Here is a 17,442-nt window from a genome sequence, read left to right as displayed (position 1 = left end):
TTGCTTGCTGCGCTGCTCACTCGTTGGCCGCCTTCGCGGTCGGCAGCCGCGAGATGAGCCGCAGCGACACCGTGAGCCCTTCGAGCTGGTAGTGCGGCCGCAGGAAGAATTTCGACGTGTAGTAGCCGGGGTTGTCCTCGACCTCGTCGACCACCACCTGCGCGGCCGCGAGCGGCTTGCGCGCCTTGGTTTCCTGCGACGAGTTGATGGGGTCGCCGTCGACGTAGTTCATGATCCAGTCGTTCAGCCAGCGCTCCATGTCGTCGCGTTCGCGGAACGAGCCGATCTTGTCGCGCACGATGCACTTCAGGTAATGCGCGAAGCGGCAGCACGCGAACAGGTACGGCAGGCGACCGGACAGCCGCGCGTTCGCGGTCGCGTCGGGATCGTGGTACTCGGCCGGCTGGTACAGCGACTGCGCGCCGATGAACGCCGCGAAATCCGAGTTCTTCCGGTGCACGAACGGCATGAAGCCGTTCTTCGCGAGCTCGGCCTCGCGGCGGTCGCTGATCGCGATCTCGGTCGGGCATTTCTGGTCGACGCCGCCGTCGTCGGTCGGGAACGTGTGGCTCGGCAGCCCTTCGACCGCCCCGCCCGATTCGACGCCGCGGATCGACGAACACCAGCCGAACTGCTTGAACGAGCGGTTGATGTTCGCGGCCATCGCATACGCCGAATTCGCCCACGTGTAGCGGTCGTGGTTCGCGGCGTCGGTGTCTTCCTCGAAGTCGAATTCGTCGACCGGGTTGGTGCGCGCACCATACGGCAGCCGCGCGAGAAAGCGCGGCATCGCGAGGCCGATGTAGCGCGAATCCTCCGACTGCCGCAGGCTGCGCCACGCCGCGTATTCGGTGTTCTGGAAGATCTTCGTCAGGTCGCGCGGGTTCGACAGCTCCTGCCACGAATCCATCTGCATCAGCTCCGGCGACGCCCCGGCGATGAACGGCGCGTGCGCGGCCGCCGCGATCTTCGACAGCTCGCCGAGCATCTCGACGTCCGGCGGGCTGTGGTTGAAATGGAAATCGCCGACCAGGCAGCCGAACGGCTCGCCGCCGAATTGCCCGTATTCCTCTTCGTAGATCTTGCGGAACAGCGGGCTCTGATCCCACGCGACGCCCTTGTAGCGCTTCAGCATCCGCGCGACCTCGTTGCGCGACGCCGGTAGCGCCTTGATCTTCAGCAGCTCGTCGGTCTCGGTGTGCGTGACCAGGTAATGCAGCCCGCGCCACGCGCCTTCGAGCGTCTGGAATTCGTTGTGATGCAGGATCTGGTTGATCTGCTCGGACAGCTTGCGGTCGATCTCCGCGATGATCTGCTTCACGCTGCCGTACGCGTCGGTCGTCATGCCGACCGTGTGTTCGAGCGCCTGCTGCGCGAGCGTGCGCACCGCGCGCTCGACCGACTCGCGCGCCTCGGCCGTCTTCGGCTTGAACTCCTTCTGCAGCAGCGCGGCGAATTCGTCGTGCGCGACGGCCGGTTGCGCGGCGTCGCGCGTGTCCGCACGGGATTGGACGGGATCATTCATCGCGGGCCTCCGGTTGGGTCGTGTCACCGCCCTGCGCGGGCTCGTGCGGGTTGCGCACGAGCGTCTTCAGCAGGTCGGGATCGTTGATCGCGCGCTCGATCAGCTGCTCGGCGCCATGCTTGCCGTCCATGTACGACAGCAGGTTCGACAGCTCGGTGCGCGCCTCCAGCAGCCGGCGCAGCGCGTCGACGTTGCGCGCGATCGCGGCCGGCGAGAAATCGTCGATCTGCTCGAACGTCATGTCGACGTTGAGCATCCCTTCGCCCGTCAGCGTGTTCGGCACCTGGAACGCGACACGCGGCGCGACCGATTTCATCCGCTCGTCGAAGTTGTCGACGTCGATCTCGAGAAATTTCCGCTCCGGCAAGTCCGGCAACGGCTCCGCACGCTTGCCCGCCAGGTCGGAAATCACGCCCATCACGAACGGCAACTGCACCTTGCGTTCCGCGCCGTAGGTCTCGACGTCGTACTCGATCTGCACGCGCGGCGCCCGATTGCGCGCGATGAACTTCTGTCCGCTGCCTGCCGCCTTGGTTCTGTCCGTCATCGTCCACTCCTTCACATCGATCAGGTTGCGCAGTTGGTCGTCACCGCCCGCGTCGCGGCGGCGCTCGCTCGTGTCATTCGCTCCGCTCGCCGCTCAGCAGGTCCAGCTTCGGCAGGCTCTCCGGCGCGAGATCGCGGATGATTTCGTAGAAGTCGAGCGCGAGCAGCCGCTGCGCGCGCCGCAGCAGCAGCGGCGCCGGATGGCTCGGCTCGTGTTGCTCGAAATAGCGGCACATCTTGTCGAGGCCGATGCGCACGTCATCGCGGCTCGTGACCTCGGCATCGCGCCAGGCGTGCGCGTTCGGTCGTGCAGCCGGCGCGGTTGCGGCAGCGCCTGGCTGCGCCGTGTCGCCGGGCGCGGCCTGCTGCATGTCGGGCGACACCGGTTGCGGCTCGAGCGGCGGCACTTCGCGCACGATCCGTTGCAACGCCTTCTCGGCGTCGCCTTCGTCGGGCGCCCATTCGCGGCCCAGCCTGTCCGTCACGTCCGCGCGGATCGCCTCCAGTGCGTGCAGTGCCGCGCGCGCCGCGTCGAGCGGCGTCGTGCCGTCGCTGCGCGCGGCCGACAGCGCAGCCAGCAGGCTTTCGCGGCTGCCCGCCACGGGGCTGCCGGCGTCGTCGCGGCCGTCGAGCAGCCGTTCCGCATCGCGCACGCTCGGCCCGCCGTCGAACAGCGGCTGGCGGCGCGCCGCGCGCGCGCAGTCGTGCGCGCCGGCTATCTCGGCGAGCGCGTTCATCCGCAATGTCGGGTCCGGTTCGCCGTCCGCGTCGAGCCGCGGATGCAGGTCGTCCCAGCGGCGTTCGAGCAGGTTCGCGACGAGCGCCAGCGCGTCCGCATAGCCGGGAATGCCGTGTTGCTCGGTCCAGCTTCGTGCGAGACAGGCGATGACGCGCAGATCCTTCGTGCGCGCCGACAGCGCCAGCGCGAGCCGCTCGACCGCCCGCCAGTCGGGCGCTTCGGCCGGAATCACGGTGTCGCCGTATTGCTGCTCGGCACGCGGTGTCGCGCGCTCCTGCAGTTGCAGGAACTCGGCGTCGTATTCGAGGTTCGCACCGCACGGCGCATCGGGCGCGACGTCCGCGAGCAGCCGGCCGATCAGGTCGGCGCGCGGGGTCGCCGGCAGGCCGGGCGGCACCGTGGCATGTGCGGCGGCGGCCAGCGCCGCCTGGCTGACGTCATTCGAATGCATAGTCGATGTTGACCGGTTTGCTGCCGAAGTCGATCGCCACGGTGCGGTGCAACGGCGGCAGCGTGCCGTTGCGGATCTCGATCACGTAGACGCCCGGCGTCAACGATACGGAGCGCAGCGGCGGGCTCGCACCGCGCCGCGCGCCGTTCACGTAGACGTCGCCCCATGGCCGCACGTTGAAACGCACCTGCACGGTTTCCTGCGCCTTCGGCGGCCGCGGCTGCGACTCTGCCGTTGGCGCGGTGACGGCGGCGACGGCAGTCTCTGCCTCCGACGGCGCCTTCGGTGCGGGTGTCGTCGCGGTCGCCGGTGTGGCGGCCGCTTCCGACGGCGGCACGTTGACGACGCGTTCCGACGAATCGAGGCTGCCGGCGGGCGCGATGCCAGAGCTGGAGCCCGACGGCGACGGGGCCGGGTTCGTCACGGTGGTCGCAACCTGCGGCGCGGGCGTGGCGGCTTCGACGGCAGGCGCGCTGGCCGGTGCGGCGGCGACGGGGGGCGGCGGAACCTGCGTTGACGATCCGGCCGGGAGGCTCGACGGCGGCACGACGGTCGGTGTCGGCCCTTGCTGGGCCAGCGTGGCGCCCGGCGTGCTCGCGGGCGGTGACGTACCGGCCTGCGGCCGGCTGGCGGCCGGCGCGGCCTCGTCGGCGACGCGGGCGGGACGCGACAGATAAGTCGCCGCGAGGCCGACGGCGATCAGCGCAACGAGCGCGCTGCCGACGTAGACAGGCAGGCGGCGGTTGCGCGATCCAGGCGGAGCGTGGCCGCGTTGGGCGCCGGTCGGCCCGGATGCGCCACTCGATGACGAGGCCGACGCCGATGCGGCGGGATGCGGTGCGCTCGAACCAGCGGTGCCGGCAGTCGCGGATGCGTTCGCATTCCCGGAACCCGCCGCACCGCGCGCACCGACGCCGGCGTCGGTCGTTGGGGATCGCGTACCGGCTGCGTCGTGTGTGTCAGTTCGTGCAGCGGGCGCTTCTTGCGCGCGTTCGACGTTTCCGTTCGCCGTTTCGGATTCGACCGGCTTTTCAACCGGTTTCGCAGGCGATTGAGACGCATGCGATGCAGCAGACGCTGCGAGCGAGCCCGCAGCCGCAACGGCGGCGCCTTGCGCGACGGTTTTGGACGTCGAAGGCATATCGGCCGCCGGCTTGGCGCCGGACACGCCAGACGCTGCGGATGCCGTGTCCGTGGGTGTAGACACATGATCCGCACCACCGGCTGTCAACGCTCGCCCATCCGGCGCAGCGTTGCCCGAAGCGGTCCCGCCCGCGCCGATCGAAGCCGCGCCAACAGCCGACGCCGTACCGGACGCAGCAGAAGCCTCCCCCTTCCCTTCCCCGCTCCTGCCTGCCTCACCCACCGGCGGCACGACCGCCGCGCCATATCCGCCACCCGTCCCGACGTCCCGCAACCCGAGCTCCGCCGCGAACGCCGCGACCGATTCCGGCCGATCCGGAATCCGCAACTGCAGCGCATGATCGACCGCCGCGAGAAACGCCGGGCTGTACACCTCGCCGGCCGGCAGTTCGCGCGACGCGAGCGGCCGGTACGTGTCCTTGATGCTGCGCACGACGGCCGCGGGCGGCAGCTCGCCGGTGATCATCGCGTGCATCACCGCGCCGAGCGCATAGAGGTCGGTCCACGGCCCCTGGCTGAACGCGGGATCGTCGGTGTACTGCTCGATCGGCGCATAGCCGGGCTTGATCATCATCGCGCCGTCGTCGACCAGGTCGCCGATCCGTTTGCGCGCCGCGCCGAAGTCGAGCAGGATCGCGCTGCCGTTCGGCCGGATCAGCACGTTGTCGAGCGCGACGTCGCGATGGAAGCACTGCGCGCGATGCAGCGTGTCGAGCGCGCCGAGCAGCGCGCCGACGATATTGCGCAACTGCGTCTCGCTGATCCGCATCCCGCCGTCGAGCAGTTGCTTGAGCGTGCGCCCTTCGTAGAACGGCATCACCATGTACGCGGTGCCGTGGCTTTCCCAGAAATGCAGGACCTTGACGAGCCCCGGATGGTCGAATTGCGCGAGCAGGCGCGCTTCGTTGAGGAACGCGCCGCGCCCGGCGTCGAAGGCCTGCGCGAACCGCTCGGAGCGCAGCGACACCGTATAGTCGCCGCCGCGCGTGGCCAGCATCGACGGCATGTATTCCTTGATCGCGACCGCGCGCCGCAACGTGCGGTCGAATGCGCGATAGACGATCCCGAAGCCGCCGATGCCCAGCACCTCGTCGAGCTGCAGTTCGCCCAGGCGATGGCCGAGCGGCAGCGGCCGCACCGTGAATTCGGATGCGTCGCTGCGTGTCGCCGTGTCGTGCTCGTTGTCTCTCGATCCAGCGTCCTTCATCTCCACCACCTCTCGAAACCGCGTCCTTTCCACCCGCCGCACCCGCCGCACCCGGCGGCCCGCCGTCGGTCAGCCGGGGGCCGCTAGCTGCCGCCGAACAGCGTCAGGAATAGCGCGTTGTCGGGCGTGCCCGTATGCGCATGCGTGCGCAGCGGCGATCCGTCCGCGCGGTTGGTCCACCAGAAACTGGTGCCGCCGTGCGGATCGAAGTAACCGGACAGCCCGGGCCACGCGGCCGGGGCCGGCCGTTCCGGCGGCGGCGCCGGCATGCCGTCGACGATGTCGGCGTACGTGTCGTCGCCCTGCGTGAGCCGCACACGCGCCAGCATCTGCTCGAGATCGCCGGGCGCGCGTGCATGGCGGATCGTGTCGAGCAGCGCCTGGCCGACCTGCCAGTAGAACGTGTCGGCGGCATCCGGCAGCCCGTTCCAGTAATCGGCCGCACGCATCGGCAGCGTGACGATCACCGGGTAGTAGCGCCCCACCCGGTCGCAGCTCGGCGCGAGGCAGCCCGGCTGAATGCACGACGCGCCCGCACCCGCCGGAATCAGGAAGTTCCAGACCGGCGCGACCGTGTAGTGGCGCTCGATCTCGTCCGCGCCGCGCTGGCGCATCGCGGCCATGCCCTGCTGGAGCCAGCGCTCCCACCACAGCGCGAGCGCATGCGGCAGCCGGCTGTTCACGAAGTCGCCGGCGCCGGGAATCTTCCCGTACCAGGCCGGCGCATCGCCGTCGGTACGCGTGAACGGCGGTGTCGGGATCATGGCTTCGGCGGGCATGTAAAGGACTCCATCTGGGGCAGCCTGAACGGGTTGCGGACACTGCCCGCATTCACTTGCAGCACGATCGGTTTGCCGTCGACCGTGAAGCGCGCAATCATCTGGTCGGAACCGCGCCCGGCGGACACCCCCGCGCGGTCGAACAGCCGGTGCAGCGCCCACGGCCCGTCGGTCGAGAAGCCGTCGGTCGCGCCGGCCTGCCCGGACACCTGCAGCCGCACCTGGTTGCTGCCGCGCGGGCCCGGCCAGTTCACCGCGCTCTGCACGAGCGGGCCGTGCGCGTAGCGGACGATCTGCCCGTCGACGTCGAGCACCATCTCCGTGATCGACGGGTCCATTTCGAGCGGCTGGATCTGCACCTTCAACTGCGCGGTGCGCGCACCGCCGCCGAAATAGACGTCGCGGATCACCGCCGCCTTCTCGAACGACGCCAGCATCGCGGCGGCCGACGGATCGGCGTCCGCATTGCGGTTCGCGAAGCGCCACGGGTGCGACGTCGTATCGACGATCGACTGCAGGTTCTTCTGGAAGAAGTCGTCCATCAGGCCGCCGGGCGCGAACATCTGCGCGAAATCCGCCGGCGCGACGTCGCGCGCCGCGCCGCGCGCGAACGGATAGCGGCCCGCGATCGCCTGCCGGCAGAAGTCGCCGACGTTCGCGCCGGCCCGCGTCGCGACGCTGCGCTGCTCGACGGTCGCCACGCTGCCGTTCGCGACGTTCGACAGGTCGTCGAGCACTTCGCGGAATGGTGTCGGCAGGCGGCCGGCCTGGGCGCGCAGCTTCGCGGGCGCATCGGACGGCGGCGGCTGCGCGCCGCTCCTCAGCGCGTCGTCGGTGGCTGTCAGGTACGTGTACAGCGCGTCGATCGACTTCAGCACGTCGTTGAATGCCGACGCCTGGTCGCCGCTGCCCGGCGCGAACGCACGCAGCCCGGCGAAGTGGCTGTCGACGATCTGCTCGGCGCTCGCGGGCGCCGCCGCGGACGCACTCGAATTGCTGCCCTGGCCCGCGAAGATCTGCGACAGCGAGCTGCGCGCCTCGTCGACCTTGTCCTGCGCGCGCGCCGCGAGATTGCGCGCCCCGCCCGGTGCGTCGCCGAGCGCCGTATCGCGTGCGAGCGCCACCATCAGCCGCGTGAGCGGCGAATCGGCGGAGGACAGCGCGCGCGCCACCTGGATGCTCTGCGCGAGCGTCGCGGTGCGCTGCAGCTTGATGTCGGCGAGATAGTCGTCCCAGATCTTCAGGTAGTCGTTCAGGTAGAGCTGGCGGATATCGCGCGCCCACGCGGCCGCGTCGTTCGGGCCGGGAATCTCGGACAGCCCGAGGTTCAGCACCCACACCTCCTCGCGCCCGTACGCTTCGACCTCGCCGGCCAGGCGCGGCGCGAACACGTTGCGATAGCCGTTGCGCGTGTAGAGCCCCGGCACGCCTTCCGACAGCGGCTTGCCGCTCTGCCGGCGGAACACCAGTGAAGCGTCGGGGCCGACCGCCCGCGCGACGCTGAAGTCGAACGCGGAGGTGGCCGGCCGCAGCGTCATCGTCATCTGCCGGTACAGCCGCTGCGAGAACGGCACCTGGCGCAGCCGGTCGCGCACGTCGGCCACGAGCCGCTCGTTCATCGGATACGGCGACACCGCGACCCGGTTGCCGAACAGCGCGGCAAGATGCGCACGCAGCGCGGCGCGTTCGGCCGGCGAGAAATCGGGCGGCAGCGCGCGTTCCATCTCGAGGTCGACGACGGCCTGCACGAACGCGGGATCGTAGTGCGCGCTGTCGTACAGCATCAGGTACGCCTTCAGCGCCGCATACGCGTATTCGGTCTCGTCGGGCCGTGCATCGCGCAGCGCGGCCTCCATCCGGCTCGCGGCGATCGGCAGCAGCACGTCTTCGAGCGCGCGCCGGTACACGGCGTCGACGGCTTCGTCGATCTTCTCGCCCTGGAACAGCCCCCACCGATACGCCAGCGGCGGATGCTGCAGGTCGACGCCGCCCGCATTCGCGAGGTTGCCGAGCGCGTCGAGCACGGGCAGCAGGCGCGCGACGTCGGCCGCATCGGAGAATTTCGCGCCGGCGATCTGCGCATCGACGGCCGGCACGCGCCCGGCGATCTGGTCGAGATACGTGCGGTTGTTCGAATAGCTGCGCAGCCACGCAAACAGCACGGCCACGCACACCAGCGCGAGCAGCACGTAGCCGGCGATCTGCAGCACGCGCCGCTTCTGGTGCCAGCGCAGGTCGCTGCCGGCAAGCGCGGCTTCGCGGAAGATGTGCTCCTGCAGCAGCGACTTCAGGAAGAAGCTGCGCCCGGTCGAACCGACCTGCGCGACCGGCGGCACGCCCTCGATCTTCAGGAAGCGTTTGATGCCGCTCATCACGCGATCGAACGCGGTGCCCTCCTGCGTGCCGCTCGTCAGGTAGACGCCGCGCAGCATCGGCATCGGCTCGTAGCTCGACACGGAAAACACCTCGGCGACGAACTGGCCGAGCATGTCCTGCAGGTCGGCGATCTGCTGCGGCAGCAGGTACGTCATCTCGCGCTGGCGCGCGTCGGTCTGCGCGGCGAGCAGTTCGGGCAGCCCGTCGTTCAGCCGCTGGTGCAGCAGCCGGTATTCGCGGTCGAATGCCGCGCGCAGGTCGAAGCCCGGCGCCTCGCTTTGCGCGAGCGGGAACGTGAAACCCCACACCTGTGCGCATTCCGCGCGGCCGTAGTGGCTGAAATACTCGGCGAAGCCCGCGAGCAGGTCGGCCTTCGTCACGAGCAGGTACACGGGAAAGCGGATGCCGAGCTGCGCGCGCAACTCGAGCAGCCGCTTGCGCAGCACCATCGCATGCTGCGTGCGTTCGGCCTCCGACGCGCCGAGCAGGTCGGCCACGCTGATCGTCAGCATCGCGCCGTTCAGCGGCTGGCGTGTGCGGTATTTCTTCAGCAGGTCGACGAAGCCTTTCCATTCGGCCTCGTCGAGCGCGCGGTTGCCCTCGTGCGTCGTATAGCGGCCGGCCGTGTCGATCAGCACCGCGTCGTTCGTGAACCACCAGTCGCAATGCCGCGTGCCGCCCACGCCGCGGATCGCCGCGCGGCCGAACTGCTCGGCAAGCGGAAAGCTGAGCCCGGAATTCACGAGCGCGGTGGTCTTGCCCGAGCCCGGCGCGCCGATGAACACGTACCACGGCAGCTGATACAGATACTGGCGCGACATCCGGTCGAACCAGCGCGGCAAGCCCTTGCGCGCGGTGTCGGCCTGCCCGAAGCGCACCTTCTTCAGCAGCGAAGCGGCTTCGTCGAAGCGGCTGCGCAACTCGTCGAGCTGCGCTTTCGCCGGATCGTCGGCGGCAGCCGGCCCGGGCGCGGCCTCGCGCAGCTGATTCAGCAACTGCGCGTTGAGGCGGCCGGCGCGCCAGCTGCGCCACGCGACGCGTGCGCCCCACGCGACGAACAGCACTGCGATCGTGAGCCCGCGCGCCCAGCCGCTTTCGAGCGGCCGGACCTCGGCGAACGCGAACAGCGGCCCCGCGAGCCATACGAAGCACGCGAGCACGACGAGACCGGCGAAGGTCCAGATCTCCCGCGACGGCAACGGCCGGACGAAACGCGCGACAGCCTGGTTCATGGTCAGTTGGCTCCCTGCGTGGCGCTCGCGCCGACGGCGGCACTGCCGGGCGCCGGCAGCAGCGTGATCTCGACGCGCCGGTTCAGTGCGCGGTTCGCCGGCGAGTCGTTCGGCGCGACCGGATCGAGCGTGCCGCGCCCTTCCGCGGCGAGCCGTTCCGGATGGTCGAGCCGCGCGGCGATCATCCCGCGCACGGCTTCCGCGCGTTCGCGCGACAGGTCCCAGTTCGATGCGAAGCGCGCCGTATGCACGGGCGTGTCGTCGGTATAGCCGGTCACGCGCACGTTGCCGGGCACCTTGTTCAGCGCGTCGGCCACGCGCGCGAGCACCGGCACGTAGCGGTCGATCACCGACGTCGAGCCGGACTTGAACACCCCGTCGCCGCGCAGCACGATCACGCTGCGGTCGGCCTGGTCGCGCACCGCCACGAGGCCGGCCGCGATCTCCGGTTCCAGGAACTTCGCGATGCGCGGCGCCTGCGCCGGGCGCGGCGGCGCCTGCGCGGGCTGCAGTTTCGGCACGTGCAGCGCATCGATCGACGCGAACAGCCGATCCGAATGCCCGGCAAGCGCGATGCGCAGCCCGACGAACACGCCGAAGCCGATCAGCAGCGCGAGCGCCACGCACACCCACAGCGGCACGCCGAAGCGGCGCGCGACATCGCGCGTGACGACGTCGCGCCAGTGCGGCGACAACGCCGGTTCGAATTCGCCGCGCACCGAGCGGATCGTCAGCGCGAGCTGGTGGCGCAGCGCGTCGAGCTGCGCATGGCCGTTGTCGAGCACGCGATAGCGGCCCTCGAAGCCGAGCGCGAGACAGAAGTACAGCAGCTCGAGCAGGTCGAGATGCTGGCGCGGCTGCTGCGACAGGCGTTCGAGCAGGTGGAAGAATTTCTCGCCGCCCCACGTCTCGTTGTGGAACGACACGAGCAGGCTGTGCGACGACCACACGCTGCCGCCCCACGGCGTTAGCGCGGCCGCCTCGTCGAGCGCCGTGCACAGGCAGTAGCGCGCGCCGATGATCGCTTCCGACGGCACGCCGGCCTCCTGCGCCCGCGCCTCGAACTGCCGGATCTCGACGACCAGGTGCTCGCGCAGCCACGCGGGATTCGGGTGATGGACGGTCGAGCGGATCTGCGGCACCAGGTTGAGCAACGGATTCGCCGCGGCGACGAGCGGGTTCGTGCCGCTCGCGGCCCAGCGCCCGGGGCGCGGCTGCGTCGCGGTCGGGCCGGCCGCGCCCGCCGCGGCCGGATGCATGCCGCCCGGATTCGGCGGCACGAATCCGCCGGCGCCGGGGGAGATCGATTCGGAGGAGGAATTCATCGCGTCGCCCCGCCCTTACCCGCGTATCGCCCAGAACTCCATCGAGAGCCCAGGGAATTCGCCGGCGAAATGGAAAGCGAGACCGCCGGAGCGCGCCAGCTGCTTCCACAGGTCGCTGCCCTTGTCGATCTCGAAGTACGTATGGCCCGCGTGATACGGGATCTGCCGCGGCGCGACCGGCAACTGGCGCATCGTGATGCCCGGCAGCTGCAGCTGCACGAGATCGCGGATCCGCTCGACCGGCCCGAGCTTCGCCTGCGCGGGAAACCGTGCACGCAGGCTGTCGGCCGGCACGTCCGCGCGCACGGCGAGCACGAAGCCGGCGGTGTCGCGCAGCGCCGGGTCGGCCAGCGTCGCGACACGGATGCCGTTGCCCGCATCGCGCAGCTCGATCTGGATCGCGTTCTGCTCGAGCACCGTCGACAGCGACCGGCGCAGCTCGGTCATCAGCTCCGCGAAGCTCGTGCGCAGGTCGTCGTGGACGTAGACCGCAAGCGACTGCGGGCGCCGGCCGGCCGCCGTGAACGTGCTCAGGTCGCAGGCGAGCTTCAGCCAGTCGCAGAACAGCGCCTCCGGGTGCGTCGACACGTGCTGCTGCGCGTGCCAGGTCAGCGCGAGATAGCGGTTCACGAGCTGCAGCAGCAGGAAATCCGCGACCTCCGACACGCCGCCGCGCCCGGGCTCCGACAGCCGTGCCGCGAGCGCTTCGCTGCGTTGCGTGAGCAGCCCGTGCAGCTCGCGCGCATACGCCAGCAGCACGGTGTCGTGCTGCGCGACGAGGCGCGGCGGAATGTAGCCGTCGTCGACGAGCAACCGCGCGTCGGTGCGCCGCTCGACGATCCGTGCGACGCCGAGCGCGTGCCAGTCGCCGGTCAGCTCGGCTTCGAGCATCAGCCGCACGTTCAGGCGGCCCGTCTGCAGCAGCGCGGGGCCGAGCGCGACCGCGTTTGCGTCGGCCACTTCGTATTCGCGGACGACGTAGCGCGCGACGTCGGCGCTGCCGTTCGCGCTATTCACGCCGTTCGCGGCATGGCTGCCGCCCGCGCCCGCACCGAACGACACCTCCTCGCCGCCGCCGCGCCACAGCGGCAGCGCGAGCACGACGAGCTGGTCCTTCGCATTGGCCGGCACGTCGAGCGGCTCGGGGAGATCGTCCGGATGGGACAGGTCGAACGGCGTGCCGTCGCGCATCACGCCCGACGCGGTGCGCAGCGCGACCTTGCCGAGCGCCAGTTGCTCGCGATCGAGTTCCAGCGTGTCGAAGCCCCAGTAGAAGCCTTGCAGCGGCAGGCAGCGCAGCGCGACGTAGCGCTCCCAGTGTCGTTCGAGCTGCTGGAAATGCTGCGGCCGCAGGAACATCCCCTCGGTCCACACCACCCGCTGGCGGAGCGCCGCGATCGGCGTCGCGGACATCGTCGGTTCGGTCATGGGCGCCCCTTCGCATCGTTCAGCGCGACGCCGCCATTGCGGACGGCGATCGACAGCTTCAGCTCGCCCGGCGACGTCTGCCAGAACTTGTAGAGATTGAGCTGCTTCGCGCGCGGCAGCGGCACCGTCAGCCGCCAGCGGTTCTTGTCGAGCATCCGGTATTCGGCGACCACGCCGATCGCGCCGGCCTCGACGTTGCCGCGATAGCGCAGCGTGCGCGACTCACCCGGCCGCAGGATCACGCGGTCGGTGCCGAGCAGGTCCGCGCCGAGCACGTTTTCCGGCTTGTCCTGCAGCGAGAAGAAATCGGCGCTGTCGAACGACGACGCCGCGCGGAGCTGGAACACCTTCAGCACGATCGGCGAAGGCTTGCGGTTCATGTCAGGGTTGACGTCCGGCGCAACGTCAACCGTGATCGCATACGGCACCGCCGCGGCGTGCTCCGTCGCACCGCACCCCGGCAACAGCATCACGCATCCCCATACGATGAAACTGCTCGACCGCCATTGCATATGCCACCCTCGCCACCCAATAGCCGCGCGCCGGTTTTCGACTTCGAAACCGGATGATCTGATTGAAAAAGGGACAATTAATTGATCGGTAATTGTGTAACCTGCATATCCATCCATTGCAATCCGTGTCGGCAAATTGTTCTTGTAAAAAGCCGGGTCATATCAATCGGGGTTTTTGAAAGTCGCTTTGGCGAGATGATGGGCAATTGAATTGAGATTGGTAAATTAATGGCAAAAGTTAATCCGACCGGTGCGCCTGGGCGGCCCGGTTCTATGGCGTGGACACCTGTCGGATGGGCGCGGGACGTACGCCGGCCGGCCGCCGGGCAAGGGACGCTCGCGACGCTGGTGGTGTGCCAGGCTATTCGTTTCGCACGAACGGATGCCCCGTTTTCAGTGCATTGACGTGCGCTGACCAAACAACTGACGAATCCGAAAAACACAGCGAACTATAGGCCGTTTTTTCGGTTTCACAAGCACTGAAATTCGTAGTCGATTCTGTATTCAGGGGGAAACGGATTGGCGAAATGAAACAAAACGTAACAGCTGGTTGGGTATCGATGATTGGCACTAGAATCCAACAGCGCTTGTGTGCCACCTTCCAATTACGCCAATCTTTAATTTCAATAATGAAAGGTCGTTCATCGCTCGTTCTTTTCCTCGGCGCATGGTTGCTGGGGGCCGGCGGGTGCAGTACGTCCCCGACACAGTCGGCTGCACGCGCGACGGTCGACAGCGCGCGCGCCGCGTACGACAGCGGCGACTACGGGCGCACGATCGCATTGCTGAGCCATGCGAAGGAGATCGATGGCGCCGACACCGACACGCAGGTGGCCGCGCACAAGCTCCTCGCGTTCAGCTATTGCGTGACGAACCGCATCACGCCGTGCCGCGCCGAGTTCTCGAAACTTCTCGACCTCAACCCGCGCTTCGACTTGTCCCCTGCCGAGAAGGGGCATCCGATCTGGGGGCCCGCGTTCGAATTCGCGCGCCGCAGGCATGCGTCGTCATCCTGAACGAACCGGTTTCCACGCGAGCGCTTCACCGAGCGACGTATGACATGCAACTGATCGTGATCGAACATGCCGGCGAGCCGGTCGAAAACGACTCCTACGACGCCGTCGTGTTTCATCCGCCCGGCGGCACCATCGGCCGGGCCAGCGACAACCATCTCGTGTTGCGCGACGACACGCGGCAGATATCGCGGCTGCAGGCGCTGCTGCAGGTCGGCGACGACGCGTGCCTGCTGAAGAACCTGAGCAGCGTCTCGACGATCGAGGTGAATCGCGAGCCGGTCGGCTATGCGCAGGAGCGCCCGCTCAATACCGGCGACATCATCCGCATCGGGCCGTACGTGCTGCGCGCCGAACGTGACGACGGCGGCCAGGGCGACGATGCCCCGGTCATCGACATGGCGACCGATACCGGCGTGCACGTCGATCCGCCGTCGCAGGCGCGAACGTCGGCGGCGCCCTCGCCTGCATCGTCTTCGCGGATCGATACGAAAGGCGCCGGCAACCGGCTGTGGGGGCTTCTCCAGGATCGTCTCGCGCCACGCGGCAAGGCGGCGGACACCGGTACACGACCAGGTGGCCCTGCACGGGCGGATGCCACGCAACCGGCGAACCGCGCGGCGCAAACCGTACCGCCCGCCCCTTCACAGCGCGACCTGCACCAGCTGTCGATCGATCCGCTCGACCTGTTCGCGCAGCCGTCGGGCGATATCGGCACATCAGGCACGACGGGCACGGCATCGCATGCCGATCGCGGCCACACGGAGCGCGAAGCGTCGTCCGCGACCCAGGCCGACCATGCACCCGAGTGGACGCAACACGTGCGGGTGCAGCCCGCTGCCGCGCGCACTGCCGATACGCATGCGCAGCCGGCCGACGAACCGGCGCCGCATGCCGCCCGCCCGCCGACGCCCGATGAACTGCTGAGCGCGTTCTTCGAAGGCGCGGGGCTCGATACGGCTGCCGAGTCGCATCAGTGGTCGGCCGAGCAGCTGTACATCGCGGGCCAGTTGCTGGCGCTGTTCGCGAACGGCACGGTCGAGCTGCTGTCGTCGCGCAGCATCCTGAAGCGCGAGGTGAAGGCGCACATGACGATGCTGCTCGATCGCGAGAACAACCCGCTGAAGCTGCTGCCGGACGGCGGCGCCGTGCTGCGGCAGATGTTCGGGCTGCCGCTGCCGGGCTTCATGTCGCCGCAGAGCGCGGTGAGCGACGCGTTCCAGGATCTGCATGCGCACCAGATCGGCATGGTGGCCGGCATGCGCGCCGCGTTGATGGATCTGCTGACGCGCTTTTCGCCGCAACGGCTGCGCGAGCGCGACGACGCGATGCGCTGGTACGAGAAGCGCGTGCCCGTGCTGTACAAGGCGAGGATGTGGGATCGCTACGCGGCGACCCATCGCGACACGGTGTTCGCGATCGAGGACGATTTCGCGTCGGTGTTCGGCAAGGCGTTTCTGGCGGCGTATGACGCGGAGGTGGAAAGCTATCGCGGCAGCGGCCGGCATTGAGCGTCGAACGGCACGCCGGCCGTCGGTGGCGGGCGGTGCGTGCCGGCGATGGTGTCAGGTGCCTGTTTCATGCGAGGCCACCTTGTTTCGCCCGGTTTCCTTCGCGTGGTACAGCGCCTCGTCGGCCGCCTTGATCACCGCCTCGACCTCCCCTTCCTGCCCGGGCGCCCAGCTTGCCACGCCGATGCTCGCGGTGACGCGCCCGAATTCGCTTTCCGCATGTTCGATCGCGAGCCCGTCGATGGCCGCGCGAATCCGTTCGGCGATCTCGGTCGCGCCCGTGGCCGGCGTATCGGGCAGGATCACGACGAATTCCTCGCCGCCATAGCGGGCGGCGGTATCCGCGGGACGCCGGATGTTGTCGCCGATGCATCGCGCAACCGCCGCCAGCGCGTCGTCGCCGGCCTGGTGACCATACGTGTCGTTGAACGCCTTGAAGCGGTCGACGTCGACGAACAGCAGCGAAAACACCGAACGGGCACGGCGCGCGCGGCGCCATTCGAGGTCCAGCACTTCCCCGAACGAGCGGCGATTGTTGAGCCCGGTGAGGCCGTCGGTGCGCGCGAGCATCACCAGCTCGGATTCGGCCCGCATCCTGCGCCGCAGCTGGGTGCCCAGCAAAAAGGACAGCACGATGAACGCCGCGCCGAAGGTCGCGACCAGCGCGCCGATCGTGATCGCGCGCCGCCGCCACGCCGCGTAGATGTCCTGCTCCGCCTCGGCGACCATGATGATCAGCGGCAGGTGCGGCAGCGTCTTGAAGTAGTACAGGCGGCGCACGTGGTCGATCGTCGAGGTCTCGATGAACGAGCCTTCCGGCGCCGTCATGAAGTGGCGGAACGTCGCCGCCTTGCTGATGTCGCGGCCGATGGTGCGCACGTCGTACGGCTGGCGCATGAACATGATGCCGTCCCGGCCGACCAGCGAGATCGCGCCGTGCGAGCCGAGCGCGAGGCCGGCGAACAGCGTGTGGAAATACTCGAGATTGACCGCGATCATCACGATGCCGCCGAACGAGCCGTCCGGATTCGACACGCGGCGCGTCAGCGCCACGCTCAGCGAACCGCCCCGCAGGCGGGACGCATAGGGATCGCTGATGTAAAGCCCGGCGTTCGGATTGTCCCGGTGAACCGTAAAGTACGTGCGATCGCCGAAGTTGCCCTGGCGCGGCACGTCGTTCGCCGAATCGAGGATGATGTTGCCGGCCGCATCCAGCACGAGCATCGAGCCGAGAAATTGCGCGGTCATCGCATGATCGAACAGGACGGCGCGCCGCAGGGCCGGCGTGGCCGCCATGACGTCCTGCCGCTGAAGGCCCTGGATCACCGCCTCCAGTGACAGGCCGTACAGCTCGATATTGCGCTCGATGTCGCGCTCGGCGACGAGCGCCAGATTTCGTGACGTCTCGCGTGCGCGGTCGAGCGCGTCGTGACGGCTCTGAAACAACTGCAACACGCAGAGGCCCATCAGCGCGCACGCTATCAAGGTCCCCGCCAGCACAACGTAGTACGGCGCTGCCGACCGCGGATGCATCCGTGTCCTCTCAGGTTGGGCCGACGCTGACGCACCGGTTGTTATGGTTTCTTCTGAATAAGCTATACCAAAAAGTGTGACATCCGGGTACGAGGGGCAGTCCGTACTTGCCAGGTTGCGGG

General features: G+C 68.8%; 12 protein-coding genes. 2 read left to right on the top strand and 10 right to left on the bottom strand.

Going from position 1 to position 17,442, the window contains the following annotated elements:
* Nucleotides 1-16: 16 nt before the first annotated feature.
* The 9 genes from tssC to tssJ all read right to left on the bottom strand — a co-directional run bounded on the left by tssC (nucleotide 17) and on the right by tssJ (nucleotide 13,263).
* Nucleotides 17-1,525 carry a type VI secretion system contractile sheath large subunit gene (tssC, locus tag CFB39_RS25205; protein WP_046547841.1) on the bottom strand — a complete coding sequence of 503 codons (1,509 nt, stop codon included), beginning with the start codon at nucleotides 1,523-1,525 and terminating at the stop codon, nucleotides 17-19.
* Nucleotides 1,518-2,072, bottom strand: coding sequence for a type VI secretion system contractile sheath small subunit (tssB, locus tag CFB39_RS25200; protein WP_089474875.1), 555 nt, complete (start codon nucleotides 2,070-2,072; stop codon nucleotides 1,518-1,520). The genes tssC and tssB overlap by 8 nt, the downstream gene beginning before the upstream one ends.
* 73 nt (nucleotides 2,073-2,145) lie before the next feature.
* Nucleotides 2,146-3,261: a type VI secretion system protein TssA gene (tssA, locus tag CFB39_RS25195; protein WP_089474874.1), complete on the bottom strand. Its 1,116-nt coding sequence runs from the start codon at nucleotides 3,259-3,261 to the stop codon at nucleotides 2,146-2,148.
* Nucleotides 3,248-5,611, bottom strand: a complete 2,364-nt coding sequence (locus tag CFB39_RS25190; protein ID WP_089474873.1) for a serine/threonine-protein kinase — start codon at nucleotides 5,609-5,611, stop codon at nucleotides 3,248-3,250. Before CFB39_RS25190 ends, tssA begins: the two co-directional genes overlap by 14 nt.
* Before the next feature lie 83 nt (nucleotides 5,612-5,694).
* Nucleotides 5,695-6,390, bottom strand: a complete 696-nt coding sequence (gene tagF / locus CFB39_RS25185) for a type VI secretion system-associated protein TagF (RefSeq protein WP_089474872.1) — start codon at nucleotides 6,388-6,390, stop codon at nucleotides 5,695-5,697.
* Entirely contained in the window at nucleotides 6,372-9,998 is a 3,627-nt protein-coding gene (gene tssM / locus CFB39_RS25180) for a type VI secretion system membrane subunit TssM (protein ID WP_089474871.1), read from the bottom strand. Before tssM ends, tagF begins: the two co-directional genes overlap by 19 nt.
* 2 nt (nucleotides 9,999-10,000) lie before the next feature.
* The gene (locus CFB39_RS25175) at nucleotides 10,001-11,323 is read right to left on the bottom strand and encodes a DotU family type VI secretion system protein (protein ID WP_089474870.1); all 1,323 of its coding nucleotides are present in this window, start codon (nucleotides 11,321-11,323) and stop codon (nucleotides 10,001-10,003) included.
* Between the two features lie 15 nt (nucleotides 11,324-11,338).
* Complete coding sequence (gene tssK, locus CFB39_RS25170; protein WP_089474869.1) at nucleotides 11,339-12,751, bottom strand: type VI secretion system baseplate subunit TssK; 1,413 nt, start codon at nucleotides 12,749-12,751, stop codon at nucleotides 11,339-11,341.
* Nucleotides 12,748-13,263, bottom strand: a complete 516-nt coding sequence (tssJ, locus tag CFB39_RS25165) for a type VI secretion system lipoprotein TssJ (RefSeq protein WP_089427480.1) — start codon at nucleotides 13,261-13,263, stop codon at nucleotides 12,748-12,750. The genes tssK and tssJ overlap by 4 nt, the downstream gene beginning before the upstream one ends.
* 629 nt (nucleotides 13,264-13,892) lie before the next feature.
* Here tssJ and CFB39_RS25160 point away from each other — a divergent pair.
* Nucleotides 13,893-14,279, top strand: a complete 387-nt coding sequence (locus CFB39_RS25160) for a TssQ family T6SS-associated lipoprotein (RefSeq protein ID WP_089427481.1) — start codon at nucleotides 13,893-13,895, stop codon at nucleotides 14,277-14,279.
* A gap of 44 nt (nucleotides 14,280-14,323) precedes the next feature.
* Nucleotides 14,324-15,787 carry a type VI secretion system-associated FHA domain protein TagH gene (gene tagH, locus CFB39_RS25155; RefSeq protein WP_089474868.1) on the top strand — a complete coding sequence of 488 codons (1,464 nt, stop codon included), beginning with the start codon at nucleotides 14,324-14,326 and terminating at the stop codon, nucleotides 15,785-15,787.
* 54 nt (nucleotides 15,788-15,841) lie between these two features.
* Here the strand turns inward: tagH and CFB39_RS25150 are convergent, their stop codons facing one another.
* Complete coding sequence (locus CFB39_RS25150) at nucleotides 15,842-17,320, bottom strand: diguanylate cyclase (RefSeq protein ID WP_089474867.1); 1,479 nt, start codon at nucleotides 17,318-17,320, stop codon at nucleotides 15,842-15,844.
* Nucleotides 17,321-17,442: the final 122 nt, after the last annotated feature.

The sequence above is a fragment of the Burkholderia sp. AU6039 genome, assembly GCF_002223365.1.
GTDB lineage: Bacteria > Pseudomonadota > Gammaproteobacteria > Burkholderiales > Burkholderiaceae > Burkholderia.
This window is presented reverse-complemented; position numbering and strand designations above follow the sequence as displayed.

Coding starts and splice junctions, on each gene's coding strand:
- tssC (WP_046547841.1), bottom strand. CDS start 1,525: ATGAATGATCCCGTCCAATCCCGTGCGGACACGCGCGACGCCGCGCAA.
- tssB (WP_089474875.1), bottom strand. CDS start 2,072: ATGACGGACAGAACCAAGGCGGCAGGCAGCGGACAGAAGTTCATCGCG.
- tssA (WP_089474874.1), bottom strand. CDS start 3,261: ATGCATTCGAATGACGTCAGCCAGGCGGCGCTGGCCGCCGCCGCACAT.
- CFB39_RS25190 (WP_089474873.1), bottom strand. CDS start 5,611: ATGAAGGACGCTGGATCGAGAGACAACGAGCACGACACGGCGACACGC.
- tagF (WP_089474872.1), bottom strand. CDS start 6,390: ATGCCCGCCGAAGCCATGATCCCGACACCGCCGTTCACGCGTACCGAC.
- tssM (WP_089474871.1), bottom strand. CDS start 9,998: ATGAACCAGGCTGTCGCGCGTTTCGTCCGGCCGTTGCCGTCGCGGGAG.
- CFB39_RS25175 (WP_089474870.1), bottom strand. CDS start 11,323: ATGAATTCCTCCTCCGAATCGATCTCCCCCGGCGCCGGCGGATTCGTG.
- tssK (WP_089474869.1), bottom strand. CDS start 12,751: ATGACCGAACCGACGATGTCCGCGACGCCGATCGCGGCGCTCCGCCAG.
- tssJ (WP_089427480.1), bottom strand. CDS start 13,263: ATGCAATGGCGGTCGAGCAGTTTCATCGTATGGGGATGCGTGATGCTG.
- CFB39_RS25160 (WP_089427481.1), top strand. CDS start 13,893: ATGAAAGGTCGTTCATCGCTCGTTCTTTTCCTCGGCGCATGGTTGCTG.
- tagH (WP_089474868.1), top strand. CDS start 14,324: ATGCAACTGATCGTGATCGAACATGCCGGCGAGCCGGTCGAAAACGAC.
- CFB39_RS25150 (WP_089474867.1), bottom strand. CDS start 17,320: ATGCATCCGCGGTCGGCAGCGCCGTACTACGTTGTGCTGGCGGGGACC.